We start from the raw sequence: 21,759 nt of genomic DNA on the forward strand, positions 1-21,759 counted from the left end.
GAAGAAATATGAGAAAGTATGTAATTTTTTGTCTTTTGCTTATGGGAACTACCTTCAGTATAAATGCTCAAGAGTGGCAATTAGATCTTAAAACTGCAGAAGAGACTGCATCAAAAGATCATAAAAATATCATTTTAGTTTTTCAGGGTTCAGATTGGTGTGCACCATGTATGAAACTTGAAAAGCAAGTTTGGAGTACTGATGAATTTAAGGCATATGCAAAATCCAATTTTGTAATGTTGAAAGCAGATTTTCCTAAGAGAAAGAAAAATGCACTTTCTGAAGCGCAACAAGCTAAGAACGATAAACTTGCACAAAAATATAATTCAGAAGGGTATTTTCCGTTAGTAGTTATACTGAATGAAAATGGAAAAGTTCTGGGTAAAACAGGGTATAAGAATATAACGCCTTCAGAATACATCAAACATTTGAATTCTTTTAAAGGATAGTTCTTTTGAGAAAATTAATTACCATAACGTTTGTGCTTTGTATTGCTATAAGTACTAATGCTCAAAACATTCAGAAGCGTACCTTAAAACTTATGGGTAGTAGGTTTGATATTACGGTGGTGGCTGAAGATTCTACTAAAGCTGTTTTTTATATTGATCTTGCAATAGAGGAAATGACGCGAATAGAAAAGCTTATATCTTCTTGGGATCCAAATTCTCAAACTTCAGAGATCAATAGGAGTTCTGGAATAAAACCAGTAAAAGTTGATAAAGAGCTTTTTGATCTTATAGCGAGATCAATTGCAATCTCTAAACTCACAGATGGTGCTTTTGATATAAGTTACGCTTCTATGGATAAGATCTGGAAGTTTGACGGTTCTATGAAAACAATGCCTTCAGAAGCAGATATTAAGGCTTCTGTTTCTAAGGTTGGATACCAGAATATAATTTTAGATAAAGAAAACACTACGGTTTTTCTAAAAATCCCTGAAAGCAAGATAGGGTTTGGAGCTATAGGCAAAGGTTACGCTGCAGATAAGGCAAAAGCGCTGTTGATGTCTAAAGGTGTTTCTGCCGGTATTATTAATGCAAGTGGAGATATGAATACCTGGGGAAAACAACCAAATGGAGATGAATGGAAGGTTGCAATTACAAATCCGTTAAATAAAAATAAAGCGTTCGCATTGTTACCAATTAATGAAGGTGCAGTTGTAACTTCTGGTAATTATGAAAAGTATGTGAATTTTAATGGAAAGCAATATACGCACATCATAGATCCAAGAACTGGATATCCTTCCACCGGAATTATTAGTGCTACGGTGTTTGCTCCTAAAGCGGAATTGGCAGATGCTTTGGCAACGTCTGTATTTGTGATGGGGAAAGAAGTTGGTTTAAATAGGATCAATCAATTACCTCAAATAGAATGTATCATAATTGATGATAAAGGAAATATATTTACTTCAGAAAATATTAAAATAGATAAAAAATGATCAAGAGAATTTTATTCTGTTGTTTGATTGCGGGCTACTTTAGCTCCTGTACTGCGGTTAAGGAGTATGAAAAGGTAAAAATCAACGATCCAGACATGGTATTATCAACTAAAGGCGTTGATAGATTTGAAACAAATTTCCAGGCGTATAGAGAAGCTGCGGCAGGAGCTAATGGCGGAAAGACCGGTGGTGGTTGTGGTTGTAATTAAAATTTTAAAATGAAAAATAATTTATTGATAGGTTTGTTCGTGATCTCTTCTTCAATTGCTTTTGCACAAGATGGTGATTCTACAAAAACTTATAAGAAGAGAGTATTAGAGAATACAGAAGTAGATTTTTTAGCCAGTTATTATACGCAGGAAGGTGATAATGCTGCTGTAAGTGGTGGTATAGGTACAGAGCATCTTACCAATGTTACTCCCACTGTTGTGGTTTCTATACCTTTAAATGCAGATGATGTATTAACTATAGATGGAGAGGTATCTGCTTATACTTCGGCCTCGTCTAGCAATGTTAATCCATTTGATGGAGATCAGGCTGCAGATCCATTTGTGGCATCTACGGGAGCATCTTCTAGCGATACCTGGACAAATCTTACAGGAACCTTCACCCATAACTCAGATGATAGGAATGATATTTGGAGTGCTAAATTAGCGGTTTCTACAGAATATGATTATTTCTCACTAGGTTTAGGTGGAAGTTATACAAAGCTTTTTAATGAGAAGAATACAGAAGTTAGTGTTACTGCTAATGTCTATTTAGACAATTGGAAAACTATTTACCCCTATGAACTTAGACCTTTTGAAGATGGAGGTAGAGGCTTAACCGACGGACTTTTTAGAAGATATACAATTACAGGAAATCAAAATTATAATCCAGATTTTGTTGCTTTAGATGGAACTTCAAGAAATTCATATTCTGTAGGAATTGGGTTCTCTCAAATACTTTCCGAAAGATTTCAGGGTTCTTTGGCTTTAGATTTTGTTCAACAAGAAGGGCTCCTTTCTACACCTTTCCAAAGAGTATATTTTAAAGATGTGGAAGATTCATTTATAGAGAATTTTCAATTAGCAGATGATATTGAAAGATTACCAGACACTAGATTTAAGGTTGCAGTAGGAGGTAGGTTAAATTATTATTTAAATGAGACCTTTGTAGTTAGAACTTATTATAGATACTACACAGACGATTGGGGAATTAGATCCAACACCGCAAGTATTGAAGTACCTATTAAAATAGCTCAAAAATTCACGCTCTATCCATCTTATAGATATTATGATCAAACTGCGGCAGATTATTTTGCTCCTTATGAAGAGCATGTGTCCACAGATGAGTTCTATTCTTCAGATTATGATTTGTCTGAATTCAGTGCAAACCAATATGGATTTGGAGTGACTTATACTGATATTTTTACACAATTTCATCTTTGGCAATTTGGGTTAAAAAGTATAGATCTGAAATATCACTATTACGAAAGAAATACCGGATTGCAAGCAAACATCATAGCAGCAGGAATTAAATTTGTTCTAGACTAAATTACAGAGCATCTCGAAATGAAAAAATCCGACTCAGTAATGGGTCGGATTTTTGTTTTGGATATGTATGATAAGATTATCCTTTTGTTGGATACCACTCTAACAATTCAACGGTAATATCTTTGTTCTCTTTATTAACCAATTCCTTAAATTTTTCTACATCAGCTAGTCCGTCTTTACCTCTATAGTGGTAAGGGATGACTTTCTTAGGTTGGAAAGCAAGTACTCCTTTTGCAGCATCTTCAACCGTCATTGTGTAAGGTAAGTTCATAGGTACCAGTGCTACATCAATATTCTTAAGGTTTCTCATCTCTGGAATATCTTCAGTATCTCCGGCTATATAAAGTCTTTGGCCATCTTTCTCCAAAACATAGCCATTTCCTCTCCCTTTAGTATGCATCGCGTCTGGACTTTCCGGCAAATTATACATAGGAATTGCAGTAATATTGAATCCCATAAAGTCTTGAGAATCTCCATTATTCATTACTATAAGATTTTTTTGAAGATCTTGAGGTAATTTTTCCTGAACTGCTTTAGGTACTATGATCTTTGTTTCTCCTAATTGTAAAGCCTTTAAAGTTTCGGCCTCCATATGATCTTGATGAATATCTGTGATCAATACAAAACTTGGTTTAGCTTGACCTTCAAAACCGGCAGCTCCTCCTACTGGATCTGTATAGATAATAGTTTTATCCCATAGAATAACTGATGTCGCATGAGATATTGGAGTAATATTTATACTAGCCTTATTCTCCATTTCATCTTGACGTGTTTCCGCCGGAGTCATAACTTCAGAACTCATTTCTTCAGTAGAGTCTTTAGCTTCATTTTTACAAGAAGTGAATACGGCTGCTAGAGCCAAAATTGTAACTATTTTCTTCATTTTGTTAATTTTGGAATAAAGTTACTGTTCTAAATAGATAATATAGTGGGTATTAGTATAAATTTAGCAATAGTTCAATCTCAAAACTAGGTCATTTATACGGTATTTGTTTAACTTTAAATGCTAATCGGCATTTTCCAAATTTCAATCTCAAAATCTCTATGTTGCATACAGATCTTCGTTATTTTTTATACCCTGGTTTATTAGTGCTATTTATTTCATGTTCTGGAGGTAAGGTTGTGACAGATAAATCTGTGAAGATCCTACCACCGGAAGAGTTGTATGGCAAACTTTTCTATGACGTACAGGAAAGACAGATCTTTGAGGATAGTAAAACTTTTGTAGATGCCATTCCCCTTGGTAATGTAGATACCATCGTTAAATTATACTTCAATAAAGGAAAATTGAATAATACAGATCTGCGGTATTTCGTATTAGATAACTATGAAATTCCTCAAAATGATATCAATTTCATTTCAGATTCAGTATCCATAAATAATCATATAAAACAATTATGGAAAACTTTAAAAAGACCTTATGATGAAAAGATCTCAGGAACTTTATTGCCGCTTCCAAATCCGTATATAATTCCAGGAGGAAGGTTTAGAGAGATCTACTATTGGGACAGTTATTTTACAATGTTAGGTTTGCGTGTAGACGGGGAGAAGGAGACTATAAAGCATATGGTAGACAACTTTACGTATCTTATAGAAACAAACGGTTTTATACCAAATGGGAATAGATCTTATTATTTAGGAAGATCACAACCTCCATTCTTCGCAAATATGGTTCAAATCTTAGTAGATACCGAAGGAGAGCAGGTGTATGAAAATTATATGCCCGCATTAGAAAAAGAATATCTTTTTTGGATGAATGGTGAAGATTGTATAGATGAATTAGAACCTACTAATAGAAGAGTGGTTCGATTAAAAGATGGGGAGATCTTAAACAGGTATTGGGATGATTTTGACACTCCACGTCCAGAGAGTTATAGGGAAGATGTGATAACTGCCAATAAAGCTTTAAAGAAATATCCGGAACTAAGTAGAGAGAATGTGTATCGTAATTTAAGAGCCGGAGCAGAATCTGGTTGGGATTTTTCTAGTAGATGGCTAATTAAAGATATGAAAGGAGAGTATGATCTATCTACAATTAGAACTACTCATATAATTCCTGTAGATCTTAATGTATTGCTTTTTAATGTGGAAAGAACATTGGCTAAGGGCTATAAATTTAATGAAAATCTTTCTAAAGCTAATTATTATAAAGCTAAATACTTAGCAAGGCGTAAAGCTATAAATAAGTATTTGTGGAGCAGGCAGGAAGGTTTTTTTATGGATTACAATTTTATCTTGGAAGCACAAACCGAAACTCTTTCCTTAGCGGGTGTTTACCCCTTATTCTTTAATCTTGCTACTGAGGCTCAGGCGAGATCTATTTCAGAGAAATTAGAAACTATTTTTCTAAGACCAGGAGGATTGGTTACCACCCCTTATCATACAGGAGAACAATGGGATGCTCCTAATGGTTGGGCTCCATTGCAATACATGAGTATCGAGGGCTTAAAAAATTATTCTTATAAAGATCTCGCAGATAAGATTGCAAAAAGATGGACTAGCCTTAATGAAAAGGTGTACTCACAAAATTACAAGATGCTAGAGAAATACAATGTAGAAGATCTATCCAAAAAAAGTGGAGGAGGAGAATATCCTACGCAAGATGGTTTTGGATGGACAAATGGCGTATATCAGGCGCTTACGAAAGATTAAGATCTTAGATCTAGTTTCATTTTTATATCCCCTCGAGAATAAGGATTTTTCTCTTCAATGGGTATTTCTTTAAAGCCATATTTAAAATAGATATAAATTGCGTTCTCCAGCTTTCGGTTAGAATACAGAATCAATTCTTTCCAATTTTGAGCTTTCGCATACGCTATTGCATGATTCATTAATTTCTGACCTAGGTGTTTTCCTTGATGTGATGGCATAATAGCCATTTTTGTGAGTTCGTAAATACCGTCTTCAATTTTCATTAAAGCTACAGTACCAACGATCTTGTCATTCTCCTGAATGAAAAAAATAGTTCCACCTGGGGTAATTATATATTTTTCAGGATCACTTAATACCTCTTCATCATGAGGTTCTACATAAAAATACTTCTCTAACCACGCAATATTAAGCTCCTTGAATTCTTTGGAAAATTTTTTCTCAAAAGGAATAATACTTATACTCATCATTAATCTGTCTTTTGCCAAGGAAATTTGCCTTCCAATTCTACCTGAAGAGAAAGGCTTAAAAATGTTCTAATTAAAACAATAAGGCCTAGAGATAGTACTTGTTGAATAGTTGGATCTATAACCACAGTACCAATTATATCTCCTGCTACCAAAAATTCTAAACCTAATAGTATGGCCTTACCTAATTCTTGCCTTAATATTTTATAAGATCTATTCGCTGCCTGAAGCTTAAATGCATACCTCACCAAGGCAATAGCTGCGCCTATGATTATTGTGAGTATACCTGTTACTTCTATAACATTAGCCATGATCTCTATAAAATATAGCAAGTCCTTATCCATAACTTTCAGCTGTTATAAAATCTGTGATCAAATAGCTGATGGATTTTCCAACCTGTACGGCATTGGTACTATCGGCAGAAGCTTCGCAAATATGTAGGTATTTTATTTTTTCCTCTTCAGAAGCTAGCCAGATAAAATTTCTAACCATATTAATAGGCAAGCCTGTTGGACTTTGTGCACTGCTAGAAAAATCTTTTATAGCATCACAATCCAATTCAAGCCCAAATTCATCATGAGAGACCATTTCCAATTCTTCTAAAAATGCTTTTTTGATCTTTTCTGAAGACATTAAGATGAGGTGCTCAAACAATCTAAAACTGTCATTAGCAGATTTTTTCATCTCATCGAAGATATATTGTGGTGTATAATTTTGATGAACCCCAAATACGCGATATTTCCCTAGGATCTTATCCTTTCTAGCAAAGCTAAAACCATTGCCACTGTGGCGATAGTCTGTAGTCCTAAGATCTGTATGAGCATCTATATTTAAAACATTTATAGGTTTTTCTAAAGCATTAAAAGCTCCTCTAATATTACCATAGGCATTATTATGACCCCCACCTATGATAATAGGTACTTTACCGGCAGCAATAATTTTTTGCACCACCAAGCTCACTATATCATCTAAATGACTTACCAGTTCTCCCATTTTTATATGGTAATTAGGATCTTGAGAATCTAGGTTAGATGCCTTTTGCATTAAACCTTCACAACTTATTTCTCCTAATAGAATTAGATTCTCTGGTCTGGTATATAAATTAGCTTGAATATTTAGCAGAGCAGCCAAAGTTGCTTCCCAGGCTTTTGAAGCTCCATCTTTTCCATAATTAGCTCTTACTCCAATATCTTCTGGTATTCCGAAAAGTACATATTTTGCGTTTGAAGTTGCAAGTGTTCCAAGATCATCTAAGAATTGAACTTTTTCTCCAAATTTCACTTCTCCCTTTCTAAGGGCAATTAATTTTTCTATAGACTTAAAACTGTATAACGTAAATCCTTCCATTAATTTAAAATATTACCATTTATGTATACAGATGCTATCTTATTACTTCCGAAGGAATAAGGCAGGTATGCGTAAGATGGTATTGGTTCTGTAATTATAAAATTTGCTGATTTTCCTTTGGTGATGCTTCCATGAGTAGTGCTTAATCCCATTGCATAAGCTCCATTGATAGTAGCTGCATTTATAGCCTCTTCCGGAGTCATATTCATTTTTATACAAGCTAAAGAAACCACTAAATTCATATTTCCGCTAGGTGCACTTCCTGGATTATAATCTGTAGCCAAGGCCAACGGTAAACCTGTATCAATGATCTCTCTTCCCGGTGTATAAGGAATACTAAGAAAAAGCGAACATCCTGGCAATGCAACAGGAATGGTTTTCGAGTTCTTTAAACACTCAATATCTTCTGGCCTCATTACTTCTAAATGATCTACACTTAAAGCTCCATTTTCAACCCCTGCTTGAACTCCGCCAATAGCGTGAAATTGATTTACATGGATCTTTGCTTGTAAGCCTAGTTTTTTTGCTGCTGCCAATAGCGTATTAGTATCGTCTACATCAAAATATCCTTGCTCGCAAAAGATGTCTATATATTCTGCTAATTTCTGATCAACTACTTCAGGAAGAATTTCTTCAATCACGTAATTAATATATTCCTTCCTTTTTGTCTTATATTCTGTAGGTAGGGCATGAGCTCCTAAAAAAGTAGCTTTAATGGGAAGATCAAATTCCTCTTTCAGTTTTTGGATGACTCTTAAAAGTTTTAACTCTCCTTCTTTTTTAAGTCCGTAGCCCGATTTTATTTCGATAGCGCCGGTTCCTAAGCTCATTACTTCTTTTAATCTTTGAGCAGATTGTTCGTAAACATCTTCTTCAGAAGTGTTTTCCAAAGTTTTTGCGCTATTAAGGATCCCGCCTCCACGATTAGCGATTTCTTCATAGGTAAGTCCGCTAATTCTATCTGCAAATTCCTGTTCTCTATTTCCTGCATAAACCAAATGGGTATGAGAATCGCACCATGTTGGTAATACAATTCTCCCTGTAAGATCTATGGTTTTTTCAACATTAATTTCCGGGAGTGCATTCATTTCTCCAAAATCTTCTATTTTCTCATTATTAATCAACAACCAGGCATTTTTAAGGGTAGGAAGTATGTTCATCTCCTTTCCGCTAACTTTTTCTACGGAAGAATCCCGAATTTGCACAAGTTCTTGAATGTTGGTAAATAGTATTTTCATAGTGTAAAGATAGAAAAGTAGGGAAGAATTTTATGAAGTAAATGAGTTAAGTTACTATGAAAAATGTGATGTAATTATCAAAATTCTTGAAGTTAGCGCAAAAAAAAATCGGATAGATTCTTAGAATCCATCCGATCATATAATTTTAAATTAAGTTCAATTTATAATGTGAACTCTGCTAATAATTGTTGCACTTCATAAATATTAACATTCCTATTAAAACGCTTAGAAATTGAAGGACTTTGTTCTCCGGAGATCCAGATTTTTAATTCTGCATCCAGGTCAAAACTGCCCGCAGTTTCTATGCTAAATCTACTAATGCTCTTATAACTAACAGAGAAATATTCGATCTTTCTCCCTGTAAGTCCTTGAACGTCTACAATAATGAGTCTTTTATTGGTGAAGATAAAAGTGTCTCTAATGATCTTAAAACCAGCTTCTATACCTTCTGATGGTATTAAAAGCTTAGCATAATCTTTCTCTAGTACACTTTTTTCTATTGCACCTGCGTTCCCTAACAGGGAAGAGATCAAACTCATATTAAGAATTTTTAAGAGATTTCATATCGATCACAAATCTGTATTTTACATCAGATTTCACTACGCGATCATAAGCTTTATTGATATTTTGAATGTCTATCATCTCCACATCCGAAACTATGTTATGCTCACCACAGAAATCTAACATTTCTTGAGTTTCTTCTATTCCACCAATTAGTGAGCCAGCTATTCTCTTTCTTGAGGCGATCAATCCACCTCCATGAATTGGATCTAAAGGTTCTATTGCTCCAACAAGTACCATAGTTGCATCTCTTTTTAACAAAGCAATATAAGGGTTCACATCATGACCAACAGGAACTGTATTCAGTAAAAAGTCAAAAGAGTTCTTATGTTTATCCATCTCTTTTTCATCTTTAGAGATCAAAACTTCTGCAGCTCCCAATTTCTTAGCATCCTGACTTTTATCTGGAGAAGTGGTTATCATCACCACATGAGCTCCCATAGCGTTCGCTAATTTTATTCCCATATGTCCTAATCCTCCAAGACCAATAACTCCAACTTTATCACCCTTCTTCACATTCCATTGTCTTAAAGGAGAATACGTGGTAATTCCTGCACACAACAGAGGAGCTACCGCTTTAATGTCAAGATTTTCTGGAACCTGTAATACAAATTTTCGATCTACTACAATTTTTTCAGAATAACCACCAAAAGTGTGGCCACCTAAATGCTCATCCGGACTATTGTAAGTATAGGTAGCACCGTTCTCGCAATATTGTTCTAAACCTTCTTTACAGGAGTCACAGTGCTGGCAGGAGTCTACCATACATCCTACCCCTACAAGATCTCCTTTTTCAAATTTGTTGGCATTCTTTCCAGCTTTTACTACTCTACCAATAATCTCATGACCGGGTACAGATGGATATTTTGCATTTTTCCAATCATTTCTCACAGTATGAATATCAGAATGACAAACCCCACAATACAGAATATCTATTTCAACATCTTCTTCAGTGATTTCTCTTCTAGTAATATCAAAAGGTTTTAAATCTGCAGTACTAGACTGCGCAGCATATGCTTTTACTTCGCTCATTTTCAATTTTTTTTAAGAATATAAATTTAATCATTAGTAGGTCGCTTACTCTACTTTGGGCTTACTTTAAAACAAGTTTAACTTTAGCTTCATTATAATTCCCGGAGCTATTGCCTTATCTCATAGCGCAATAAATTTTGCAAGCGTACAAATATTCTTTTTACCTTGGATGAAAATTTGCAATTACAAAAGAATCAATATTTATGAAAGAGAATAAATTAGGTCTTAATACAATATGTACACATACAGGAGAGCTGGAAGATACTCAGTTTAAAGGAGCCATTTCTCCATTGTTTATGTCTACTTCTTATGCCTTTGAAGATGTTGAGGTAAAGAGATATCCAAGATATTTTAATACTCCAAACCAAGTGGCGCTAGCAAAAAAAATGGCCGCTTTAGAACATGGCGAAGCAGCGCTAATTTTTGGAAGTGGAATGGCGGCGGTAAGTACTTCTATGTTCGCCTTTTTACATAAAGGAGATCACGTGGTGCTTCAAAATACGCTTTATGGTGGAACTAGTAACTTAGTGGTAGAAGAGTTTGAGAAATTTGGAATAGAATATTCGTTTACAGAAGATCTTAAGATTGAGAGTTTCAAGGCCCAGATTCAAGATAACACAAAGGTGATCTATATTGAAACTCCATCCAACCCACTATTAACCGTTACCGATATTAAAGCGGTTGCGGAACTTGCTAAAGAACATAACTTGGTAAGTATGATAGATAACACATTTGCTTCTCCGGTGAATCAAAATCCTATAGATTTTGGAATAGACATAGTTATTCACTCTGCAACCAAATACATGGGTGGGCACAGTGATATTTTAGCAGGAACGGTGATCTCTTCTGAAGAGCATATCAATACTATTTTTCAGATGGCTAAGAACTTTGGAGGAAGTTTAAGTGATTATACCGTTTGGTTATTAGAACGCAGTTTAAAGACAATGGGAATTCGTGTGAAGGCTCAGAATAAGAATGCTAAGAAATTGGCTAAATTTTTAGAAAAGCATGAAGATATTGGTCAGGTATATTATCCGGGTTTAAAATCTCATCCAGATCATAAGTTAGCAAAATCTCAGATGCATGGTTTTGGAGGAATGATGTCTTTTGAGCTAAGGGAAGGATTAGATGCAGATTTATTTCAGAAAAAATTAAAACTAATTAAATCTTCTATGAGTTTGGCAGGGGTAGAGTCTACTATTCTTTCACCTACAAAAACATCTCATGCGTTGTTAACTCCGGAAGAAAGAGAGAAACAAGGTATAAGAGACGGCCTTCTAAGATTCTCTGTAGGGATAGAAGAAAAGGAAGATCTTATAGCTGATATTGAGCAAGCGCTAAAAGAGTTGAAAGGTTAAGTGTCTAAGTCGACCAATTTGTAAGTAAAATTTTATATATGAAATTAGATATCTTAGCTATAGGTGCACATCCAGATGATGTAGAATTAAGTTGTTCTGGAACACTTGCTAAAGAAATATCCAAAGGAAAAAAAGTAGGAATTCTAGACCTTACCAGAGGAGAATTAGGAACTCGAGGTACTGCGATAACAAGAAGGGAAGAGGCAGAAAGTGCTGCAAAAATTCTCGGAGTATCGGTGAGAGAAAATCTAGGTTTTAGTGATGGTTTTTTTGAAAATAATAAAGAGCATCAACTAAAAATCATAGAGATTTTAAGAAAATATAAACCAGAAATAGTTTTTTGTAACGCTATAGAAGATAGGCATATAGATCACGGTAAAGGCTCTAAACTTGTGAGTGATGCTTGTTTTTTAAGTGGATTACGCCGAATAGAGACTCTAGATGAAAATGGGGAACAAGAGGCTTGGAGACCTAAACAGGTTTTTCATTATATACAATGGAAAAACTTGGTACCGGATGTAGTAGTAGATATTTCAGGGTTTATGGATGTAAAGCTAAAGTCTGTAAAAGCGTATAAGACGCAGTTCTATGATAAGGATAGCTCAGAGCCTAAAACTCCCATCTCTAGCGATAATTTTTTAGATAGTATTACCTACAGAGCGCGTGATTTAGGTAGGATAATTGGTACGGATCATGCTGAAGGATTCACTGTAGAACGCTATGTAGCAGTAGATTCCATTTTTGACCTAATTTAATTTTATTTTTTTCTTGGTAGAAATGTAGAAATGATATACATTTGCAACCGCGAATAAATGGTGGTTGTAGCTCAGCTGGTTAGAGCATCGGTTTGTGGTACCGAGGGTCGCCGGTTCGAACCCGGTCTTCCACCCTTTTTAAACTCCTTAGGAAACTAAGGAGTTTTTTTATGTCTTAAATCGAGGTGCTTAGAGTTCTAGCGTTCTAAGGAACAACAAAATCTCCTTGCCATGTATTGATAGTTCTATTAAAAATAAGCCTTGTATGGTCTGAATCTTTATGTAGCTGAAGGTAGTCTATAGATGTAATTCTAAATTCGAGAATGCAAAAGTTTATCCTTGAATCTCTTTCAATATAAATAGGCTTTTTAAGCGTAGTGCCTGGCGGTAACACAGTATTATAGTCGCTTGCAGCTTTTTTATCTATACGTTCTAAATTTTCTTTATAAAGAGCATCCTTAGTATGTATACTCACTTTACCTTGAAGAGAAAGTTGCAGGCTTTTATCTTGATGGTAAAAAAGTAAACTTCCTCCAGCATTATTAAATACCTGAGTTACCTTATCTGATCTGAAATCTGTATAAAATATTAGTGTTCTATCTTCTGTTATTCGTCGTAGAACTAAAGTTCGCTGTTTTATCTCGTTCCTATTAATTAGCGTTGCAAGCGTGCAAAATCTAAATGGATGTCCATGTTCTGAAATACCTTTTTCTAACTCTACCCACGCATTTTCTAAATATGCAGTTTCTTCCATATAACTATTCTATTTCGTATTCTAATCTCATGGTTATAGAGGCCGTTTTCTTCTTATCCTGTGTGTTATACGCGCCACTCCAGCTATAGTCTTCACCGCTGTTCTGTCCTGTGATCTGAAATACCCCCATACTCGCATTGTTGAGTTTGCCTAAGGAACCACCACTATTCTCTGCAATCTTTTCTGCTCTTAATCTAGCATCTTCTGTGGCTTTTGAGATCATAGAAATTTTCAGGTCTGAGATCTTGGTGTAATAATAGCGAGGAGGAGTAGAGTTAAATTGAACACCTTTATTTAAAAGCTCTGTAATTTCTCTTGAAACCTTTTCAATTAATTCTACATCTACAGATTCAATTTTCACAGATTGATTAAGTTCGTATCCTTTAAAGATGCTACCTACATAATTTCCATTCTGATATTGATTTTCCTGCTGTTCAATGGTCTGTACCGAGTTAAATACAATATTTTCAGATTTAATACCTTTACTAATTAAATATTGTTTCACTATTTCCTTGTCAGATTCTAAGTCTTCAAAGGCCTGTTTTAGATTCGGAAACGTCCTGCTGAATTTACCTTCCCAAACTATAAGATCTGAAGTGAAATTCTCACTACCGGAGCCTGTTACAGAGATGACTCCTTTAGGCTGAGCTCTTTCTACGTAAGCATTTCCTAAGAAGTAAGAAGCCAGAACAATGGCAATTGCAAAGATGATAGCACTAATGTATTTCATAGAAGACGATTATTTTTCTTTTAAAGATATAAAAATTGATTTCCTCTAACTCATTTTTGCCTCAAATTCTTACTTTTGTGCATGCAACAAAACGTACTTATCTTAGACTTCGGCTCGCAGTACACGCAATTAATAGCAAGGCGTGTAAGAGAATTAAATATTTTCTGTGAAATATTTCCTTATAATAATCCTCCAAAAGATCTTTCAACTTACAAAGCGGTAATCCTTTCCGGAAGTCCATTTTCTGTAAGAGCAGAAGATGCTCCACATCCAGATCTTTCTGAGATTAGAGGAAAACTGCCAGTTTTGGCGGTTTGTTATGGAGCTCAATATTTTGCTCATTTTCATGGTGGGAAAGTTGAACCGTCTCAAACAAGAGAATATGGTAGAGCTAATCTATCTATCATAAAAGATGCAGAACTTCTATTTGATGGTATTCGTGAGAACTCTCAGGTTTGGATGAGTCATAGTGATACTATAAAAGATCTACCTACTAATGGAGTGAGATTGGCAAGTACTGCAGATGTTCTAAATGCAGCGTATAGAATTGACGGTGAAGAGACCTACGCCATTCAATTCCACCCAGAAGTTTACCACTCTACAGATGGAAAGCAATTGTTAGAAAATTTCCTTGTAAAGATTGCAGATGTACCACAAACTTGGACACCTCATGCTTTTGTGGATATGACGGTAGATGAGTTAAGAGAAAAGATAGGTGAAGATAAAGTAGTTCTTGGCCTTAGTGGGGGAGTAGATTCTACCGTTGCGGCAGTATTGCTTCATAAAGCTATTGGTAAAAACTTATACTGCATTTTCGTTAATAACGGTCTATTAAGAAAAGGAGAGTTTGAAAGTGTACTAGATCAATATAAAGACATGGGCTTGAACGTAAAAGGAGTAGACGCTTCCGCACGTTTTTTAACAGCTCTTGCCGGAATAAGCGATCCGGAGACTAAACGCAAAAAGATTGGAAATGCTTTTATAGAGGTGTTTGATGATGAAGCACATTTAATTAAAGATGTAAAATTCCTTGCCCAAGGAACGATTTATCCAGATGTGATTGAATCTGTATCTGTTTCTGGAGGTCCTTCTGCCACGATAAAATCTCATCATAATGTTGGTGGATTGCCAGATTTTATGAAACTTAAAATTGTAGAACCTCTAAAGATGTTATTTAAAGATGAGGTAAGAAGAGTAGGAGCTGAAATGGGCATAGATGCAGAATTATTAGGGAGGCATCCTTTTCCTGGCCCGGGTCTTGCTATTAGAATCTTGGGAGATATCACTGCAGAAAAAGTAAGGATCTTACAAGAAGTAGACGCTATCTTTATTAATGGTCTTAAAGAATGGATGTTGTATGATAAGGTTTGGCAAGCGGGTGCTATCTTACTTCCTGTAAACTCTGTAGGTGTTATGGGAGATGAAAGAACGTATGAGAAAGTAGTTGCTTTACGTGCTGTGGAATCTACAGATGGTATGACCGCAGATTGGGTAAACCTACCTTACGACTTTCTTCAAAAGACCTCAAATGATATAATAAATCGTGTTAAGGGCGTTAATAGAGTAGTGTATGACATTAGCTCTAAGCCACCAGCAACTATAGAATGGGAGTAGAATATCTTTGAACTTTTGATGTTAAGTTTTGAGAATACTGCTTTTTAAATAATATGAAAATCACGAAAATGAAGTACTTAATTGTTTTATGTTTATTTTTCCAGGTAGTTACTTCTACCGCTTATGGGCAAGCTTATAAATACCATACGGTGTCTCCGGGGGAAACTGTTTTTAGTATTTCGCAAAAATATGGAATTAGTGAAGCTGCTATCTATAAATATAATCCAGATGCTAAGAATGGGATACAGATTTCCAGCAAACTAGTAATTCCGGTAGTTGAGGATAATACGGTTAATAATAGCGCTGTTGCAGAAAATTCTCCTGTAAGTTTCACTTCGCATAAAGTTGAAAAGAAAGAAACATTATACAGTCTTTCAAAACAATATAATGTAGACATTGAAGATATTAAGAAGTATAATAAACAATTATATTCAAAAGAACTTCAGAAGGGAGAAACGGTTCAGATACCTGTATTTGGAAAAGCTCCATTTAGAAATGTAAAGACGGAAGTACCATCTCAACCAAAATCTGAAATAACCAGAAGTCCTGCTAAAACTCCACAGATCTCTAAGACTAGAGAACATATTATTATTCCTAAAGAAACGAAATATGGAATAGCAAGAAAATATGGGATGACTGTTGCAGAGCTAGAGGCTTTAAATCCAACAGTAGATGTGCTACAGCCGGGTATTATGCTTAAAGTAGGTACTAATGTATTAGATGAACCTGTGATCATTACAGATAATGCATTTGAATTTTATGAAGTTCAACCACAGGAGACTTTATATAGTTTAACAAAAAGATTTCAAATAGAACAAGACTCCTTAATAGCGCTCAACCCAGCTTTAAAAGATGGTTTGAAATATGGAATGGTTCTTAAAGTGCCTACTAAAGATGCTTATGGAAGAGAATTAAAAGAAGTTCCAGCTGATAAAGCAGAGAATGCCATAACTAGTAAAGTACAATCTTTAAGCTTAGAAAATAAGATCAAAGATTTCAAAACAAAGAATATAGTTTTAATGTTGCCTTATGGCTTGAATAAGGTTAGAATAGATTCTACCTCGAATGCTGGAAAGGTGCTGGAGAGCGATAGGGTAATGAGAATATCTTTAGATTTCTACAGTGGGGTTTTAATGGCCGTTAAGAAAGCAAAAGATCTTGGTATTTCTACAAATTTGAAAATCTATGACAGTCAGCAACAAACATCAAGTGTTTCTTCTATTATCAATTCTAATAGTTTTAGTAATGTGGATGCAGTAATAGGACCGCTACTTCAAGCCACTTCAGAAGAGGCTGCTCAGCTGTTATCCAATAAGAACATTCCAGTGATCTCTCCAATGACAAATAGAGAACTAAGATCAATATCAAATCTATATCAATCTATGCCTACAGATGATATGTTAAGAGATGCTATGATCTCATATCTTCAAAAGAATTCTCAAGATAAGAACGTATTAGTAATAGCAGATGGAGCCAATACTGCTACCAAGAGTAAACTGATGAATGCTATGCCCAATGCAAGAACAGTGAGCGTTTCTGGTAATAATGTTACAGAATCTTCACTTGCATCTCTAATGTCTACCTCTCGTGAGAATTGGGTAATATTAGAATCTGAAAGTGTTGCACTACTTAGTACGGCAACATCAGCATTGTTTAGACAGGCTAGAAAAAATAATATTACCTTATTTACTACCAATAAGAATAAATCTTTTGAGAGTGATGTGCTACTAAATGAGCATCTAGGGAAATTAAAGTTTCACTACCCTTCAGAATATAAAGAATTTGATGAAAATAATAGTGATTCTTTTATAGATGCTTATAAAGAAAAATATGGGTATTTGCCTAATAAATATACAACTAGAGGTTATGATCTAACGTTGGATGTATTGTTAAGATTGGGAGCAATGGGAACTTTAGAAAAGTCTGTACAAGAGAATATCATTACAGAATATGTGGAAAATGAGTTTCATTACAAGAAAAAAGCCAATGGTGGTTTTTACAATAGTGCAGTTTACATTATGGCGCTAGATGAGAACTTAAATTTAAATGTAGCAAACTAATTAAAAGATGACTTCAAAGGTAACTTATAAAGGAGATTTGCGCACAGAATGTGAGCATTTACAAAGCAAAAGCAAGTTTATAACAGATGCACCTATAGACAATCAAGGTAAGGGAGAGGCATTCTCTCCAACAGATACCGTTGCAACGGCAGCGGCCTCCTGTATGCTAACCATTATGGGTATTAAAGCTCGAGATATGGAGATAGATATAGAAGGAACTACTGCAGAAGTTACTAAAACTATGGCTGCAGATCCTAGAAGAATCTCCGGAATAAAGATCCTTATTGCTGTTATGGGGGATGATCTAAGCGATAAGCAAAGAACTATTTTGGAAAACGCAGGAAGAACATGTCCTGTTTTACAAAGTATTCATCCTGATATTGAAAAGGATATTACTTTTAAATACTAAGAATTGGATGGGAACAGTTAAAGAAGATTAATTTCTTTTTTAGCTGTTTCAAATTCTGAGATGATATCTTCAACAATTTGTGCTGCTGATTTAATATCGTGAATCAGACCAGCAATTTGACCGATCTCGAGCTCTCCTTCTACAAGATCTCCTTCAAACATTCCTTTTTTAGCTCTGGCTCTTCCTAAAAGTTCTATTAGGTCTTCTTTGCTTGGAGCCTGTTGATATAATTCCTGAACATCTTCAAAAAACTTATTTTTAAGCAATCTCACAGGCGCAAGTTCCTTGAGTGTTAATTGAGTGTCTCCTTCTTTTGCTTGCACTACAAGATCCTTAAAAGACTGGTGAGAAGAGGCTTCATTACTCGCTACAAAACGAGAACCAATTTGTACCGCATCTGCACCTAAAACCATAGCAGCAAGCATGCCTCTACCGCTGGCAATTCCTCCGGCTGCAATTAGTGGTATCTCAAGTTGCTCTTTAACCATTGGAATAAGTGTAAGGGTAGTTGTTTCATCACGCCCATTATGACCTCCTGCTTCAAAACCTTCAGCTACTACTGCATCTACACCAGCTTCCTGAGATTTTAATGCGAACTTAACGCTGCTTACTACGTGAACTACTTTTATACCGTGTGCTTGCAGGTGATTTGTCCATGTTTTGGGATTACCAGCAGATGTAAACACGATTTTAACTTCTTCTTTAATGATGATCTTCATAATCTTCTCTACATCGGGATACAACATAGGAACATTTACACCAAATGGTTTATTAGTGGCCTTTTTACACTTTAGAATATGTTCTCTAAGAACTTCTGGATACATAGAACCGGCACCAATTATACCTAATCCACCTGCATTGCTAACGGCGCTTGCTAATTTCCATCCACTTGCCCAGATCATACCCGCCTGAATTAAGGGGTATTCAATATTAAAAAGTTCTGTGATTCTATTTTGCATATCTAATATTTCATTTTATTAAGGTGTAGATCATCTCGATCTTTGAAGTGTCTAAATTTAAAAGCCACGAATCATCGAATATAATAATTTTATATTCGTTGATTTGTGGCAATTTTATAAATGCACAGGATTTTGACCGATTAAGAAATAACTCCAGATCCTACAAGTTCATCTTCTAGATACCAAGCCACAAATTGCCCCTCGGTAATTGCAGATTGCGCTTGCTCAAATTCTATATAAAGTCCGTTCTTTGTTTGATATAAGGTAGCATTTTGTAAGTCCTGACGATAGCGTATTCTCGCTTTCACTTTCATTTCTTGATCTGGTTTTAAAGCGAGATCTATTCTTACCCAGTGTATTTCTTCTGGTGCCACAAACAGTGCTTTTCTAAACAAGCCAGGATGCTCTTTACCTTGTCCGGTATATATAATATTTTCTTCAACATCTGTATCTATAACAAACAATGGCTCTGGTGTTCCTCCCACAGCTAAACCTTTACGTTGCCCTTTAGTAAAATAATGAGCGCCTTGATGTTTACCAACTATAGCACCGTCTTGCTGAGAATATTTAAATTTATTAGAAAGGTGTTTCAATTCATCTAATTTCGAATTGAACTCGGGAACTTCCACTAGAAATTGATCTATTTCTGACCTTACTTCTACAATAACTCCTTCTTTCGGTTTCAATTTTTGCTGAAGGAACTCTGGCAATCTTACTTTTCCTATAAAGCAAAGTCCTTGAGAATCCTTTTTGTTAGCAGTAATTAGATCTTGTTCTGCAGCTATCTTTCTAACTTCGGGCTTTTGTAATTCCCCTATTGGAAATAAGGTTTTAGCTAATTGTTCTTGCGTAAGTTGGCAAAGAAAATAAGATTGGTCTTTATTATCATCTTTTCCTGCAAGTAGTTGATAGGTAATTTCGCCATTTTTTACGATTTCTTCTTTTCTACAATAATGACCTGTTGCGACATAATCTGCACCCAACGAAAGCGCGATCTTCATAAAAACATCAAATTTTATCTCTCTATTACAAAGCACATCTGGATTTGGTGTTCGACCTCTTTCATATTCACGGAACATATAATCTACAATTCGTTCCTTGTATTGTTCGCTAAGGTCTACCGTCTGAAATGGTATTCCTAGTTTATCTGCCACCATCATCGCATCATTGCTATCATCTAACCATGGGCATTCATCAGAAATGGTGACGGTATCATCATGCCAGTTTTTCATGAACAAGCCTATAACCTCATATCCTTGCTGTTGAAGTAAATACGCGGTAACACTAGAATCTACACCGCCCGATAATCCAACTACTACTTTTTTCTTCATTTTCTTCACTCGAGATTTCAATAATCAATATATTCCTATCCCTTAATTGTCGGATAAGAATGTGCAAAATTACGAAATAAAATAGGGCGGTAAAAATACCGCCCTATTAGTAATATACATCTAACGTAATTACTTTTTAATAAAGACGATATTAGTTTGTTGAGTAGCAAAAACGGTAGGGTAGAACTTAAATGATGTATTATCATCACTGAATTCTACTGTTCCTGTTAACTGTCCAATATCTTCTACTGGTACATAGAATGAATAATTTCCACCACCTAGGTCACTCCAATCAGATTCCTTTGAAGAGTCTAAAGTACATTCACCGTCTGTTGTAGTATAGTATTCAGAATTTGCGTCTTGATTCCCTTTAAATTCTATAAAAGATCTTTCATTACATTCTGAAACCTGAAGATTTAACGTACCGCTATTGTTGATCTCAGATAAATACCATTTACCCACGATTTTATTGTCGCTACTATTGTTATCATCATCCTTATCACAAGACAGTAATGCAGCAGCGGCTAAAAATAATACTAAGAATTTTTTCATGTTTTTAAGTTTTGATTTGGGATGTAAATATATGTATAACGTATTATTGCAGCCAACGATTAAGAATTATTTATACAAAATTTGGTATTTAAGAATATAATTAAATCTAGTTTAATACACTTGTTTGTTTAAAATATCATTTTGTAAAAATTTGAAATTAAGTTGGTTGCGTAATTATTCAATTAGATATTAAAAGATTTTTTTCAGCCGTTTTATAATTCTTAACAACGATTAAACAAAATCACGAAGCTCACTAATTTATTTTTATAAAGTAATAAAAACTTAAAAAGTTGTACCATCAGATCTTCTTGCATCTATTCTAAGTTATCATGTGGTATCTGGTTCTAATTATAGATCTTCAGATATAATGGATGGATTTACTGTAATTACTTTTGAGACAGGTGATCTTACCTTAAATACAGGAGATAATGTTACAATATTAGATGAACGCGGCAGAACTTCAACTGTTGTAGTTGTAGGTATACAAGCCAATAATAGGGTAATTCATGCTATAAATAAAGTATTATTACCTGCAGCAGAGTAAAATTATATTATATATAAAAAGAAGCCTGGCATTGTCAGGCTTCTTTTTATGAAACATATTTTTAATAAATCGTAATAATTATAACTATGCTTAAGTTAGTTTAGAAGTGTATTTGAAAATGGTTATACTATATTTAAGATAAATATCTATTCATCAAATTTCCGCCTATCGATAAATATTTACAATTAGATTTCTAAATAACTAAACGGTTCTCTTCTCAAAGTTCAAACGATTTAAATTTTAAATATAAATCGTTTTCAAATGAGGAGAGTTCAATTAATATCAAGTTGAGAACATAATTTTTCTATCATTTTTTAATGATTAGATGGATCATGAATTTATAGAGTAGAGGTCTAAATTCTTAACTATATGAAACAAAAAAAAGCCCAGCAATGCCGGGCTTTGATAATATAACGAAACTAAATT

22 protein-coding genes, 1 tRNA gene and 1 pseudogene are annotated in these 21,759 nt (G+C 34.7%); 12 read left to right on the top strand and 12 right to left on the bottom strand.

Translation table 11 applies throughout. The annotated features are described in order from the left end of the window. Positions 1-8 precede the first annotated feature (8 nt). The 4 genes from BLT84_RS10160 to BLT84_RS10175 are packed head-to-tail and all read left to right on the top strand — an operon-like array spanning position 9 to position 2,973. Complete coding sequence (locus BLT84_RS10160; RefSeq protein WP_091265259.1) at positions 9-449, top strand: thioredoxin family protein; 441 nt, start codon at positions 9-11, stop codon at positions 447-449. Positions 450-454: 5 nt separating this feature from the next. Then, positions 455-1,438: an FAD:protein FMN transferase gene (locus tag BLT84_RS10165; protein ID WP_231929288.1), complete on the top strand. Its 984-nt coding sequence runs from the start codon at positions 455-457 to the stop codon at positions 1,436-1,438. Next, positions 1,435-1,647, top strand: a complete 213-nt coding sequence (locus BLT84_RS10170; protein WP_034891206.1) for a DUF4266 domain-containing protein — start codon at positions 1,435-1,437, stop codon at positions 1,645-1,647. The genes BLT84_RS10165 and BLT84_RS10170 overlap by 4 nt, the downstream gene beginning before the upstream one ends. Before the next feature lie 9 nt (positions 1,648-1,656). Further along, positions 1,657-2,973 carry a DUF3570 domain-containing protein gene (locus BLT84_RS10175; RefSeq protein ID WP_091265263.1) on the top strand — a complete coding sequence of 439 codons (1,317 nt, stop codon included), beginning with the start codon at positions 1,657-1,659 and terminating at the stop codon, positions 2,971-2,973. 76 nt (positions 2,974-3,049) lie between these two features. On the opposite strand, the gene BLT84_RS10180 is transcribed toward BLT84_RS10175, so the two are convergent. Next, positions 3,050-3,856 carry an MBL fold metallo-hydrolase gene (locus BLT84_RS10180; protein WP_091265267.1) on the bottom strand — a complete coding sequence of 269 codons (807 nt, stop codon included), beginning with the start codon at positions 3,854-3,856 and terminating at the stop codon, positions 3,050-3,052. Positions 3,857-4,017: 161 nt separating this feature from the next. On the opposite strand from BLT84_RS10180, the gene treF reads away from it, so the two are divergent. Next, positions 4,018-5,625: an alpha,alpha-trehalase TreF gene (gene treF, locus BLT84_RS10185; protein WP_091265270.1), complete on the top strand. Its 1,608-nt coding sequence runs from the start codon at positions 4,018-4,020 to the stop codon at positions 5,623-5,625. On the opposite strand, the gene BLT84_RS10190 is transcribed toward treF, so the two are convergent. From BLT84_RS10190 to BLT84_RS10215, 6 genes are all read right to left on the bottom strand, one after another. Continuing rightward, on the bottom strand, positions 5,622-6,089 hold the full coding sequence (locus BLT84_RS10190; RefSeq protein ID WP_091265273.1) for a GNAT family N-acetyltransferase: 468 nt from the start codon (positions 6,087-6,089) through the stop codon (positions 5,622-5,624). The two genes, treF and BLT84_RS10190, sit on opposite strands and share 4 nt — an antisense overlap. A 2-nt stretch (positions 6,090-6,091) precedes the next feature. After that, entirely contained in the window at positions 6,092-6,433 is a 342-nt protein-coding gene (locus BLT84_RS10195) for a DUF1622 domain-containing protein (protein WP_034891221.1), read from the bottom strand. Further along, positions 6,426-7,436 (bottom strand): formimidoylglutamase, encoded by a 1,011-nt coding sequence (locus tag BLT84_RS10200; protein WP_091265276.1) that lies wholly within the window; start codon positions 7,434-7,436, stop codon positions 6,426-6,428. The genes BLT84_RS10195 and BLT84_RS10200 overlap by 8 nt, the downstream gene beginning before the upstream one ends. Then, positions 7,436-8,674 (bottom strand): imidazolonepropionase, encoded by a 1,239-nt coding sequence (gene hutI, locus BLT84_RS10205; RefSeq protein ID WP_091265280.1) that lies wholly within the window; start codon positions 8,672-8,674, stop codon positions 7,436-7,438. The genes BLT84_RS10200 and hutI overlap by 1 nt, the downstream gene beginning before the upstream one ends. 161 nt (positions 8,675-8,835) lie before the next feature. After that, positions 8,836-9,213, bottom strand: a complete 378-nt coding sequence (locus tag BLT84_RS10210; protein WP_034891230.1) for a PH domain-containing protein — start codon at positions 9,211-9,213, stop codon at positions 8,836-8,838. 1 nt (position 9,214) lies between these two features. Next, positions 9,215-10,267 carry an NAD(P)-dependent alcohol dehydrogenase gene (locus tag BLT84_RS10215; protein ID WP_091265282.1) on the bottom strand — a complete coding sequence of 351 codons (1,053 nt, stop codon included), beginning with the start codon at positions 10,265-10,267 and terminating at the stop codon, positions 9,215-9,217. A gap of 203 nt (positions 10,268-10,470) precedes the next feature. Here BLT84_RS10215 and BLT84_RS10220 point away from each other — a divergent pair, with 203 nt between their 5' ends. The 3 genes from BLT84_RS10220 to BLT84_RS10230 all read left to right on the top strand — a co-directional run bounded on the left by BLT84_RS10220 (position 10,471) and on the right by BLT84_RS10230 (position 12,515). Then, the gene (locus BLT84_RS10220; protein ID WP_091265286.1) at positions 10,471-11,625 is read left to right on the top strand and encodes a trans-sulfuration enzyme family protein; all 1,155 of its coding nucleotides are present in this window, start codon (positions 10,471-10,473) and stop codon (positions 11,623-11,625) included. A 38-nt stretch (positions 11,626-11,663) separates the two neighbouring features. Beyond that, on the top strand, positions 11,664-12,380 hold the full coding sequence (bshB1, locus tag BLT84_RS10225; RefSeq protein ID WP_034891239.1) for a bacillithiol biosynthesis deacetylase BshB1: 717 nt from the start codon (positions 11,664-11,666) through the stop codon (positions 12,378-12,380). A gap of 59 nt (positions 12,381-12,439) precedes the next feature. Then, a tRNA-His gene (locus BLT84_RS10230) sits at positions 12,440-12,515 on the top strand. Between the two features lie 70 nt (positions 12,516-12,585). Here the strand turns inward: BLT84_RS10230 and BLT84_RS10235 are convergent. Both BLT84_RS10235 and BLT84_RS10240 read right to left on the bottom strand, forming a co-directional pair. Beyond that, positions 12,586-13,134 carry a pyridoxamine 5'-phosphate oxidase family protein gene (locus BLT84_RS10235; protein WP_091265289.1) on the bottom strand — a complete coding sequence of 183 codons (549 nt, stop codon included), beginning with the start codon at positions 13,132-13,134 and terminating at the stop codon, positions 12,586-12,588. Between the two features lie 4 nt (positions 13,135-13,138). After that, the gene (locus tag BLT84_RS10240) at positions 13,139-13,864 is read right to left on the bottom strand and encodes an SIMPL domain-containing protein (protein WP_091265292.1); all 726 of its coding nucleotides are present in this window, start codon (positions 13,862-13,864) and stop codon (positions 13,139-13,141) included. Between the two features lie 81 nt (positions 13,865-13,945). On the opposite strand from BLT84_RS10240, the gene guaA reads away from it, so the two are divergent. The 3 genes from guaA (at position 13,946) to BLT84_RS10255 (ending at position 17,947) form a co-directional block, all read left to right on the top strand. Beyond that, a complete protein-coding gene (gene guaA / locus BLT84_RS10245; protein WP_091265295.1) occupies positions 13,946-15,478 on the top strand; it encodes a glutamine-hydrolyzing GMP synthase in 1,533 nt (510 codons plus the stop codon). 68 nt (positions 15,479-15,546) lie between these two features. Continuing rightward, a complete protein-coding gene (locus BLT84_RS10250; RefSeq protein WP_091268189.1) occupies positions 15,547-17,538 on the top strand; it encodes a LysM peptidoglycan-binding domain-containing protein in 1,992 nt (663 codons plus the stop codon). 7 nt (positions 17,539-17,545) lie between these two features. Next, positions 17,546-17,947 (top strand): OsmC family protein, encoded by a 402-nt coding sequence (locus BLT84_RS10255; protein WP_091265298.1) that lies wholly within the window; start codon positions 17,546-17,548, stop codon positions 17,945-17,947. A gap of 17 nt (positions 17,948-17,964) precedes the next feature. Here BLT84_RS10255 and BLT84_RS10260 read toward each other — a convergent pair whose 3' ends face one another. From BLT84_RS10260 to BLT84_RS10270, 3 genes are all read right to left on the bottom strand, one after another. Further along, entirely contained in the window at positions 17,965-18,906 is a 942-nt protein-coding gene (locus BLT84_RS10260) for an NAD(P)H-dependent flavin oxidoreductase (protein ID WP_091265302.1), read from the bottom strand. Positions 18,907-19,046: 140 nt separating this feature from the next. Continuing rightward, positions 19,047-20,258, bottom strand: a complete 1,212-nt coding sequence (gene mnmA / locus BLT84_RS10265) for a tRNA 2-thiouridine(34) synthase MnmA (RefSeq protein WP_262490132.1) — start codon at positions 20,256-20,258, stop codon at positions 19,047-19,049. Positions 20,259-20,366: 108 nt separating this feature from the next. Further along, positions 20,367-20,789: a lipocalin family protein gene (locus tag BLT84_RS10270; protein ID WP_034891260.1), complete on the bottom strand. Its 423-nt coding sequence runs from the start codon at positions 20,787-20,789 to the stop codon at positions 20,367-20,369. A 310-nt stretch (positions 20,790-21,099) separates the two neighbouring features. On the opposite strand from BLT84_RS10270, the pseudogene BLT84_RS10275 reads away from it, so the two are divergent. Beyond that, a pseudogene (locus BLT84_RS10275) lies at positions 21,100-21,333 on the top strand (fasciclin domain-containing protein); the annotation flags it as partial. Between the last annotated feature and the right edge of the window lie 426 nt (positions 21,334-21,759).

Origin of the sequence: Gillisia sp. Hel1_33_143, assembly GCF_900104765.1 — a bacterium.
In the GTDB taxonomy this organism is placed as follows: Bacteria; Bacteroidota; Bacteroidia; order Flavobacteriales; family Flavobacteriaceae; genus Gillisia.